Source organism: Salinispora pacifica CNR114, assembly GCF_000514775.1.
Lineage (GTDB): Bacteria > Actinomycetota > Actinomycetes > Mycobacteriales > Micromonosporaceae > Micromonospora > Micromonospora pacifica.
In genome coordinates this window covers 1-2,422 of sequence record NZ_AZWO01000083.1, presented here as the reverse complement: position 1 = coordinate 2,422, position 2,422 = coordinate 1, and the positions used below count along the sequence as shown (strand labels likewise).

The following is a 2,422-nucleotide window of genomic DNA, read 5'->3' as shown; positions in this document are numbered from 1 at the left end:
ACTGCGGTCAACAACGGTCCCATCACCCAACTGACCAAACGAGTTCCCACCCCACGCGAGCACAGTGCCGGCAGACGTCAACGCCACACTATGGTCGCGACCAGCGGCGACAGCGGAGGCCGTGACCCCCGCAGGCAGGCTGACCCCAACCGGCGTCAAGCTGTCAGCGCCAGTCCCATCACCCAACTGACCGTGCGAGTTGTCGCCCCAGGCAAGGACGGTACCGGCGGCCGTCAACGCCACACTGTGGGCATCACCGGCGGCGATGGCGACGGCAGCGGTGTCCGCGGGCAGGCTGACGGCGACGGGTGTGCTGCTGTTGGTGGTGGTCCCGTTGCCCAGCTCGCCGAAGAAATTGCTGCCCCAGGCGAGGATGGTGTCCGAGGCGGCACCGAACGGTGCTGGCGTGTCCTGCGCGACCGCCGGCCACACGGCGACCGCCTGCGTGACCATCACCACCAACACCAGAAGAAACCAGCCGGTGATGGCCCGGCCCACTCGGCCCGCGCCATCGCCTGCCCATCGGCAGGGGCTCCCCATTGTTTCTACCTCCACGCAGGCAAACACCGTCAATAGAACAAGCGCAATGTTCCATCAACTATCACCTGTCTATGGGGAGAAACGCCCTAACGGGGGCATCCAGCTAAAATCGCCGGTCGGCACCCGACAAGGAACGGCGGGCGGGGGGCCCTTCAGCCGTCCCCGTGGCAGACGACTCCCGCACCATGGGAAGGGCCGAACTCTCGAACGCCATCGTCACGCGACCACATCTGCGGTCAGCGTGGTGGACGAGTCGGCGTCGAGGACGATCACGTTCGCGAGGCCAGCGACGCGAGTGGGGGCGCCGACGGCGGCGGGGACGGTGGTGCGGGTGAGATCAGGTAGTCGTAAGTCATGCCGCACCTATGGCTGGATGTCTGCTTGAGGGCGTTTCTCCACATCTGTGCGGGATAAGTGGTTGACACTTGCGTCTGTCCTGTTGGCGCTGCTTGCCTGCTTGGGGGTTGGAGTGATGCGAAGACTCTGCCGGTGGCCCGGCCGTGGCACCGAAGCATGCCGGGTGGGGCGGGCCATCACCGGCTTGGTCTTTCTGGTGTTGGCGGTGATGGTCACGCAGGCGGCCACTATGTCGCTCGCAGCCGCAGAGAACGGGCCATCAGCGGCGATCCGTGCGTCGGACACCTACTTTGCCTGGGGCGACAACAGCGACGGTCAACTGGGCAACGGGACCATCACCGGTAGCAGTACGCCGGTGGACGTTGACCTGCCGGCCGGCACGACGATCACCGCCGTCGCCGCTGGCGGCCTACATAGTCTGGCGCTAACGTCCACCGGCGCTGTCCTTGCCTGGGGCAGAAACTTCTCCGGCCAGTTGGGAAACGGGGACACCACCAACAGGAGTACCCCGGTGGACGTTGACCTGCCCGCCGGCACGACGTTCACCGCTATCGCCGCCGGCGCCTTCCATAGTCTGGCGTTGACGTCCGCCGGTACCGTCCTTGCCTGGGGCGAGAACCTACATGGTCAGCTGGGCAACGGGGGGACCACAAACGTGAGCACGCCGGTGGGCGTCAGCCTCCCCGCCGGTGTCACGATTACCGCCGTCGCCGCCGGTGCCGCCTACAGCCTGGCGTTGACGTCCACTGGCGCTGTCCTCGCCTGGGGCGACAACAGCAACGGTCAATTGGGGAACGGGACCACCACCGGTAGCAGTACGCCGGTGGACGTTGACCTACCGGCCGGCACGACGATCACCGCCGTCGCCGCCGGTGCCGCCCATAGTCTGGCGCTAACGTCCACCGGCGCTGCCTTCGCCTGGGGCAACAATGCGGATGGCCAGTTGGGCAACGGGGACACCACCAACAGGAGTACCCCGGCGGACGTTGACCTGCCCGCCGGTGTCACGATCACCGCCGTCGCCGCCGGCGGCCTACACAGTCTGGCGCTAGCCGCCGCCGGTGCCGTCGTCGCCTGGGGCAGAAACGTCTCTGGCCAGTTGGGGAACGGAACCACCACCGGTAGCAGTACACCGGTGGACGTTGACCTGCCGGCCGGCATGACGATCACCGCCGTCGCCGCCGGATTCGACTATGGTCTGGCGCTAGCCGCCGCCGGCGCCGTCGTCGCCTGGGGCAGAAACGTCTCCGGCCAGTTGGGAAACGGGGACACCACCAACAGGAGTACCCCGGCGGACGTTGACCTGCCCGCCGGTGTCACGATCACCGCCGTCGCCGCCGGCGGCCAACACAGCATGGCGCTTGCCGCCCTTCCAACGTCCACCACCACCCTGCAGGTCATGCCACGAAAGCCGAGGGCGGATCAGGATGTCACCCTCACCGCCACCGTCACCTGCAACGTCGACACCCCCACCGGAACCATCACCCTCCGCACCAACGGCACAACCCTGGCCACCGTGCCCCTG

3 protein-coding genes are annotated in these 2,422 nt (G+C 67.3%); 1 reads left to right on the top strand and 2 read right to left on the bottom strand.

Annotated elements, in window-relative coordinates; translation table 11 throughout:
• Together B118_RS0124745 and B118_RS32580 are read right to left on the bottom strand one after the other, a co-directional pair.
• Positions 1-540: RCC1 domain-containing protein (locus tag B118_RS0124745; protein ID WP_043542102.1), on the bottom strand; the 540-nt coding region annotated here is incomplete at its 3' end.
• A 216-nt stretch (positions 541-756) separates the two neighbouring features.
• Positions 757-903, bottom strand: a complete 147-nt coding sequence (locus B118_RS32580) for a hypothetical protein (RefSeq protein WP_018221395.1) — start codon at positions 901-903, stop codon at positions 757-759.
• A 109-nt stretch (positions 904-1,012) separates the two neighbouring features.
• Here B118_RS32580 and B118_RS0124735 point away from each other — a divergent pair.
• Positions 1,013-2,422 (top strand): RCC1-like domain-containing protein (locus B118_RS0124735; RefSeq protein WP_043542098.1); only part of this gene is annotated, 1,410 nt, incomplete at its 3' end.